Source organism: Martelella alba (assembly GCF_006516955.1).
Taxonomy (GTDB): domain Bacteria; phylum Pseudomonadota; class Alphaproteobacteria; order Rhizobiales; family Rhizobiaceae; genus Martelella; species Martelella alba.
Window position 1 is genome coordinate 26,254 of record NZ_VHLG01000023.1, and the last position, 7,975, is coordinate 34,228.

General features: G+C 56.4%; 6 protein-coding genes. 1 reads left to right on the forward strand and 5 read right to left on the reverse strand.

All coding sequences use genetic code 11. From position 1 onward, the window contains the following. Positions 1-9: 9 nt before the first annotated feature. From FJU08_RS21635 to FJU08_RS21645, 3 genes are all read right to left on the reverse strand, one after another. A complete protein-coding gene (locus tag FJU08_RS21635) occupies positions 10-1,113 on the reverse strand; it encodes an ABC transporter ATP-binding protein (protein ID WP_141151136.1) in 1,104 nt (367 codons plus the stop codon). A 32-nt stretch (positions 1,114-1,145) separates the two neighbouring features. Beyond that, on the reverse strand, positions 1,146-2,876 hold the full coding sequence (locus FJU08_RS21640) for an ABC transporter permease (protein WP_141151137.1): 1,731 nt from the start codon (positions 2,874-2,876) through the stop codon (positions 1,146-1,148). A gap of 211 nt (positions 2,877-3,087) precedes the next feature. After that, positions 3,088-3,978: a LysR family transcriptional regulator gene (locus FJU08_RS21645; protein ID WP_181409985.1), complete on the reverse strand. Its 891-nt coding sequence runs from the start codon at positions 3,976-3,978 to the stop codon at positions 3,088-3,090. 107 nt (positions 3,979-4,085) lie between these two features. On the opposite strand from FJU08_RS21645, the gene FJU08_RS21650 reads away from it, so the two are divergent. After that, positions 4,086-5,480: an MFS transporter gene (locus FJU08_RS21650; RefSeq protein WP_141151139.1), complete on the forward strand. Its 1,395-nt coding sequence runs from the start codon at positions 4,086-4,088 to the stop codon at positions 5,478-5,480. Positions 5,481-5,626: 146 nt separating this feature from the next. Here FJU08_RS21650 and FJU08_RS21655 read toward each other — a convergent pair whose 3' ends face one another. Beyond that, complete coding sequence (locus FJU08_RS21655) at positions 5,627-5,815, reverse strand: hypothetical protein (protein ID WP_141151140.1); 189 nt, start codon at positions 5,813-5,815, stop codon at positions 5,627-5,629. Between the two features lie 303 nt (positions 5,816-6,118). Next, positions 6,119-7,462, reverse strand: a complete 1,344-nt coding sequence (locus FJU08_RS21660; protein ID WP_210245294.1) for an aminotransferase-like domain-containing protein — start codon at positions 7,460-7,462, stop codon at positions 6,119-6,121. Between the last annotated feature and the right edge of the window lie 513 nt (positions 7,463-7,975).

Genomic DNA, 7,975 nt, shown 5'->3' on the forward strand with positions numbered 1-7,975 from the left:
AGCATCAGCTCAGTGAAGAAGCGGTGCGGATTGTGGAAGCGTTAGGAAGATCGTGTCATTGACCGCGGGCGCGGCAGTGCCATCTGTTGTTTGAGAAACGAGCATCGACTGACCAGCGACAGTGATCTCGATTTCGAGCGACGGGCCCAGCCGGGTTAGGCGGTCCACTTTGGCGGGAACCCGATTGATCCCGGCCTCTTTCGCCACGACCAGTTCTTTCGACTTGAGCCCTATGGCGCAGGTCTCGCCAATAGCAAACTGCCCCGACGTCTGAACCGAAACACGCGTTCCCTTGACGTCGAGTGTGACAGATCCAGTCTCTGTCCGGTCGACAACGATCCCTTCGAGCATGTTGTCATAGCCGACAAAGCCGGCGACATAGCGGGTTGCCGGATTGAGTAGAACCTCTGCCGGTGGCCCATATTGAACGATTTCGCCCTGATGCACGACGGCGACCATATCGGCCAGCGCCATGGCTTCGTCCTGGTCATGCGTCACCATCACACTTGTCATGCCAAGTCGATCATGAATGTTGCGCAGCTCGCGGCGCAACTGATTGCGAAGGCCACTGTCCAGATTGGAAAGCGGTTCGTCGAGAAGCAGGATCGACGGTTCAGAACAGAGCGCCCGAGCGAGGGCCACACGCTGCTGCTGGCCACCGGAAAGCTGCCCCGGAAAGCGATCAAGCAGTGGACGAAGTCCAATGAGATCGGCGAGATCGGAAACACGCGTTTCGATGTCGGCGGTCGGGAACTTTTTCTGGCGCATAGGAAAGGCTATGTTGTCAAACACCCTCATATGCGGCCAGAGCGCATAATGCTGAAACACCATTCCCAAACCGCGCTTTTCAGCAGGAACCGGAACCGCCACACTTTCATCATACATGGTGCGGCCCATCACATCGAGCCTGCCGGCGCTGGGATGTTCAAGCCCGGCAATGCAGCGCAGAAGTGTGGTCTTGCCGCAGCCCGAGGGGCCTAGGAGGCAAAGATACGTTCCGGCCGGCACCTTGAGATTGATCCCCTTCAGGATATCGGTCTGGCCGTAAGACTTGCGCAGAGCAGAAATCCAAATGCTCGGGATGTCTGTATTGGCCTCTGTAATCGGGTTCATGATGCTTGGTCTTTCCTGTGGTGAGGCCTGAATTAGTGCGAAATGCTGGCGGGAACGGTGAGGATCCGCCTCCTGCTGCGGGTCATGCGATACCAGAGCATCAACAGATAGAGGACCCCGACCGTCATCATGAAGAGCGCCAGATAGGTCAGGAAGAAAGCGGCAGCGAGTGCAACATCCCCGTTGTTGAACAGCGAGTAGGCATAGGTTGCGACAGTCTGGCTCTTGGTGCTCTGCAACAGGAGCGGGACGTCAAGCGCTCCGGCAATAGCCAGACTGACCAAGACCCAGGCGGCAGCGAGCGAAGGAGCACAAAGCCTTGCCGTAATGGACAACATAACCGTCGCCGGACGCGCCGCACTCATACGTGCCGCATCTTCCAGTTCAGGGCTGACCTGAGCAATAATGCCTTCACAAGCGCGGATCGCGAGCGGAAGATGGGCGACCACAAGAGCAATGCCCATGAGGATATTTGAACCGTAAAGCAGTCGCAGACCCGGCATCGTGACGAAGGTCCAGACGAAAGCGAGCGAAAGCACGATGCCTGGCGCCGTTGCCGGAATCCAAGACGCGATCCGGAGAAAGATTTTCAAGAAGCCGATCGTGCTGCGCTTTTCGACATAGGCCATCGTAAAGGCCAGCGCGATGACGACAAGCCCGCCAACCGAGGCAATCGCCAGCGTCTCCAGCAGGATCGTGACCTGGCGCTGATCAGCAAAGATCGCGGCATAATTGGACAGTGTATAGGTACCATACATGCCGAAATAGGGTTGCAGCGAGCCGATCACCATCTGTACCAGCGGCAGGACAAGCGCAAGGATAAGGAACACAAGGATCGCAAGCGACACCAGCCAATCAAAAGCCCCCCTGGCCGGCGCCGTTGCCCGGCGCGATTTGCCAACGATTGAGGTGAAATCGCGGCCCGCCACCATTTTCGACTGAACCAGAAGAAGCACTGAGATGAGAAGGATCACGAGCAGCGACAGGGCCGTAGCGGATGCCCATTGCGGGGTCGCCTCCTTGTTGAGATAAGCCTCGACCGAGGTCGACAGGGTTTCGATCCCCGCAGGAGAGGCCAGCAGAGCCGGGAAATCATAGACCTGGATCCCCTCGACGAACATCAGCATGCCAATCGCGATCAGAGCCGGGGTCAGAAGCGGAAGCGAAATCTGAAAAATGGCGCTTCGTCGGCTCGAACCTGACATGACAGCAGCGTCCTCAAGACTTCTGTCGACCTGCAGGACTGGCCCCAGCAGCAGCAGGTAGGCGACAGCCGTGACCTTCAGCGTGGTGACGAAAACCAGGCCGGAAAAGCTGTAAACGGTAAGCCAGTCAGGCATATCCTGCCCTGCCCAGCGAAACATATTGGCAATCAAGCCGCTCCGCGGTGCGCCGATCATGCCCCAGCTGACCGCAAAGAAAAGACGGGGGATAGCAGCAATCAACACCATCGCAGGAATGAGCAGCCTGGCCAAGCGGGCGCCGGATCGTGCAGTTGCAAATGCAAAGCCGAGCGCAATCACGATCGAGATGACAAGCACCAGCCCGGAATAGGCGACCGAAACGCCAAAGGCCCGATAGGTCGCCAGGCTGCTAAAGACATGGGTAAAGCCAGAAAGCGTAAACGTACCATTGCCGAAAGGCGTCGACTTGAATGCGCCTGCAATAAGCGTGAAGAACGGCCAATAGACAAAGGCAAGCAGCAAAAGGCAAAAACCGATCCCCGAGAAGCCCAGGCGTTTCAATATTCTGGTCAATGACAACAAAATGCGACTCCGGTTTTTCCCGCCCGACAAGGCTGATCTGTCTGCATTGTGATACGGTACGCGGACGCATAGATATGCTGTGTGGGCATACCGTGCTGAAATATTGATCACGCCGATCACATGCCTATTATTCAGTCTTCAACGTGATCTGTTGTGCAAAAAAATCTGTGCGGTGCTCAGGGATTCATCGCAACGGCACAGACTACACTCATGGAGGACCAAGAAAACCACTTCTGTCCTGACTGAGGAGTTCCCTCGCCACATCTTGGATCACAGCCTTGAGGGCCAGATATTCCGGTTGCCGGGAAGACGATCGCAAAAGTGAAAGATCCAATGTCAGCCGTTCGTAACGCGACGGTATTAGGCGGAAGTCATCGAGCCGGTTATGTGCCGCAAGAAGAGAATAAGGCAGGATGGTGAAAGCATTCTGCTCAACAACCCTGATGGCTTCCGAAGCAGGCCAGACTTCGATCCGCCGTTTCGGCTCCAGCGCCAGTTCGGTCAGAATCCGCGCCTCTACAAGGCGAACATCCGGCGATTTCGCCGCTTCGACATAGGTCATGTCTCGGATATCATTGAGCGTCGCCCCCTTCGGGGCCACGATCAGCAATGCCTCCTTCCACAATGGCAGACGCTCGATGGCCGGATCAGCTTTTTCACCCCGACCAACCTTTATCTTAAGCCCCGCAGCGCTGAGCCGTTGATCTGTCAGACCTTCGACACGCAGGAAAACATCAGGGTGGACCTGGGCAAAACGCAGAACCACTTTTTCCAACAGCAGTGAACTGGCGCTAGAGACCATACCAAGATGCAGTGTGCGGATATCTTCCTTACGATATTCCGCGTCACCGATCTGGCTGATCTTGGCGAGCAACGACGTCAGTTCGATGGCGCGCGTCATCAATTCACGGCCAACCTCTGTCAATTCCACGCCTGTATGGGAGCGGATAAACAGCGGCTTTCCGATATCCGTCTCGAGCTTCATCATCCGCCGGCTCAGAGCTGATTGCGTAATGTGAAGCGTTTCTGAAGCCGCCTTGATGCTGCCAAGGGTACCGACTTCGAGAAAATAGCGCAGCTGCGTACTGTCGAGTGCCATTACTTGGGTATCTCCATTGGGCATATCCCGACACGCCTTTAGCCATCTAGCCTGACACACACAAGGCCGTTCGGCCGATTGCCCATCATCAAACGAGCATTTTCTTCATGCGACCCATTCTGGCTATCTCGCTCGCGGCACTTCCGACCTTTCTTTCCGGGCTCGAGCAATCCGTCATGTCAACATCCGCAGCAACAATTGCCAAGCAGATGGGCAGCGAGACGTCCCTGGCATGGATACTGGCAGCGTTCTTTATCGCCGCCGCCGTTGCCACGCCTGTCTATGGCCGGCTTGGCGACCACTTCGGCCCATTGCGTGTTCTCGTCATCGCCATCGTCATTTTTGCAGTCGGCAGCCTGATCGCAACGCAGGCGCAGAGCTTCCAGATATTGACACTGGCACGCTTCATTCAGGGTATCGGTGGCGGTGGTCTGATTTCGTTGCCACAGGCCTTCCTGAGTCAGACCATTCCACCGCGTGAACGGGCTGCTTATCAGGGTTACCTTGTCGCCGTTGCCTTCACAGCGAACACATTCGGTCCTGCCCTTGGCGGCTTCCTGATCGGTGGTCTTGGCTGGCAGTCAATCTTCTGGCTTCAGGTCCCGCTAGCTGCCACGGCGGCCGGCCTGCTGTTTTTCATCCCCGGAAAGGCCGTCCACAAGCAGCAGACAGGGTTCAGGCTTCAGTTTGACTGGCTTGGTGCCATGCTTCTCATGGTTGCCGTCTCGAGCCTGATGATGCTGACGCAGGCTTTGTCCCGATCGGCGCCGGAACAGGTCGCGCTGATTTGGGCAGGCTGCTTTCTCCTCGCCGCAATCGCCTTCATCGTGGTTGAGCGAAAGGTTGCCGACCCCCTCCTGCCGTTGCCACTCCTGAGCGGACCGATCGTCTGGAAATGCGGCGTAATCGTTTTCCTCTATGGGTTCCTGTTCACCGGTCTGAACAGCTATTTGCCGGTTCTGTTTCGACGACACTTCGGCCTTTCCCCTGAAGAGATCGGCGTGATGATGATGCTTCCGCTTGGCTCTGTCGGGATCGGTTCCATCATCACGGGTCAGCTCGTCCGTCGCAGTGGCCGAACCATGGTCTTTCCAGCCTTCGGATTGGCGGTCGTGGGCACTATTCTGATCAGCTTCGTTCTCACCCTGGCCCACCTGTCGCCGTGGGAAACCGCCCTTTGGGTCGGCATCAACGGCCTGTTCATGGGAAGTACTCTGGGCGTGGTACAGGTTGCTCTGCAGATCGGATCGCCCGCACACATGATCGGACGGGCAACAGCCTTCGTCCAACTCTCGCGCACGATCGGCGCGAGCCTCGGCGCAGGCGTCGGTGGCCTCATATATTTTCGCATCGAGCATTTTCTAAACCGAAATACGCTTCAGGCCGTGGCCGACAGCGGCTTTTCCGCTCTGCCCTTCATGGTGCTGTTCTGCTTCTTCGCCGCCGTCGCACTAACCGCCGCCCTGACTGCAAGCCGGTGCCATGTACCGCACCTCGGCTGAAACGGGTGGATCAAACTCGTCAGGCGCCAAATCGACCTGGGCCTATCAGAACAGGACCAGCGTAATAATCTGGCGTGCGATGCAGAGACAGAAGTAGAACCTGAGAATGCTTGAAAAACTCGGAGCTCTTCAACCACAGCGGTGTCTCACCCACCGACGTCCTGATCAGGCTCAGCGGCCTCCAGAGTGTGTTCGTCGGCAACATACTGCTTGCGGGTTCTTCCCTTTTCTTTTTGCATCTTTTCTTCATCGCGATGCGACTTGATTGCAAAGAAAATGGTCGTGCCCAGCACGACAACCTTGAACAGGCCGAGGCCTATGGGAATCCAAATCATCGTCTTAACTCTTTACATACTGCTATTGGTTGTTTTCATCATGAGAAGTGCTGTCTCAGACACAACATTGCCAGGCCAGATGATGATGAGCACGCCAAGCGTGCTCTGAACAATCACCTTTGCTCGCACCCGGTCCCTTCGCGACCAGCTTGACCGCCTCAGACATTGCGGAATTCATTCGTCGCGGCCGACACGCAAGCGCTTCCGGAGCGCCGAGGATTCCAGCGCCCCCGAGCAAAACGGATCTGACCGGGGTGAATACAATCTTGGACATGTGCTTCATTTGTCTTTTCGCAGCAGCTCCTAAACGACTGCCTTTGATCCGAGAGAGGGCTGCCTGATGAGCGCTGCAAGCAAGTTCAAACCGTCTTCCAACACACCCTGGTCAGGCGCCACGCCCAGAGAAATCCGCACGGCTTCAACGGGAGACGCGCTTATCGAAAATGCTGCGGCAGGTACAATTGAAACGCCTGCGCGATTGGCGTGTTCGGCAAAGTCAAAGGCCCGCCAGAATGGCGGCAACCTTAGCCAGAGATGGTGACCATAGGGATTGGCGACAAAGTTGAAGTCTCCGAGAATCGACGCGGCAAGCTCTTGACGCGCTTCACTTTCAGCGCGAATTGCCTTCGCGATTTCATCGAGCCTGCCGTCGGCTATCCAGCGGCTCGCGAGAGCTACCATTAATGGCGGCGCCATGAGCATCGTCGCGCGAAGAACGCCCGCCAGGCGCAGTGCGGCCGTCGGGTCGGGCGTCACGACATAGGCGACGCGAAGAGCCGGCGTGGAGCATTTTGAAAGCGTTGCGATGTGCCAGGTCAGTGCCGGTTCGAGTTCACACAACGAAACTGTTCTGTTCTCGGCTAATGGCGCATAAGGATCATCTTCGATGAGTGCGACGCCATATTTGCGGGCAATCATCGCCAACTCCCGACGACGGTCCCCGGAAAGGCTGGCTGTCGTCGGATTATCCATGGTCGGAATAACATAGAGCGCTTTTAGCCTGCGCTCGTGACACGCTCGGGCAAATGCGTCAGGAACGATACCGTTCTCATCCATTGCCAATGGCTCTATAATGAGCCCCATCTGAAACGCCACGGCTTTGAAGCCCGGATAGGTCATCGCCCCTGCCGCAACGACATCGCCGCGATCAAGCAGCAGCTCACAAATTGCGTAAAGCGCAGATTGCGCGCCCCCGGCCACGATCACGCGATCGGGAGAAACCGCTCCCGTCGTTCTGGACAACCAGCTTGTTGCTGCGACGCGATCTTGTCCGGCACCTGTGCTTTCCTGGTAGTGGAGATGAAGGAGCCCCTTTTGCCCGCCGAGCACTTCAGCGACACCTTCGGAGAGCAACTTTCGAAAGTCGACTGTCGCCGGCTGGGGTGGAATATTCATACTCAGGTCAAGCAACGAATGACGCACTTCGGCATCAGTCTCTTCGGACGATTCCGCAATATAAGTGCCACGCCCTGCCTGCGCTGAAATGAGCCCACGCCGCCGCGCCTCATTGAAAGCGCGCGTCACGGTCGTCAGATCAACATCCAGCGCCTCAGCAACGGCGCGCTGAGCAGGCAACCGCTCTCCCGCAGCCACCCGACCAGCACGCACATCTTCTTCCAGTGCCTCGACGATGCCAAGATACTTCATTTTGGCACCCTCTGCCAAATGCGGGATCCACATACAAAACCTCATACAGAAAGCCATAAAACCATACATTAATATAAATTCGTATGGTTTAATTTGCAAAGAAGAAATTGCGATTGCGCAAAAATCTCGAATTTCGATCAATCTTGACCAAAATATCTGGAAAGCGAGCCCTTGAAGGGCTGGTCACGCAAGATTCGCACAACTGCAGATGCAACAATGTATGGATACCACTAAAGAAAAACCATACACGACACGCAACCGACCATGATCGAGAGCATCAGGAGATCAGGCGCTGCGCCGGAAGTTGAAATGTCAGACAGACTGGATCTGCAGACAGAACCGGGATGCAGGCAAGCTCGGATGCCAGCCGTACTGATCGGCGACGGGCGCTCATACTAGCGGGGTTGTGGATCTATCCGAACGGCATTGCCAACTTAATTTGGTCAGCCCGATTGTGTTCCCTTTTTTGCGGATTTCAGGCGTTCATCTCGCCGGCGTAGTCCTGCCATAGTC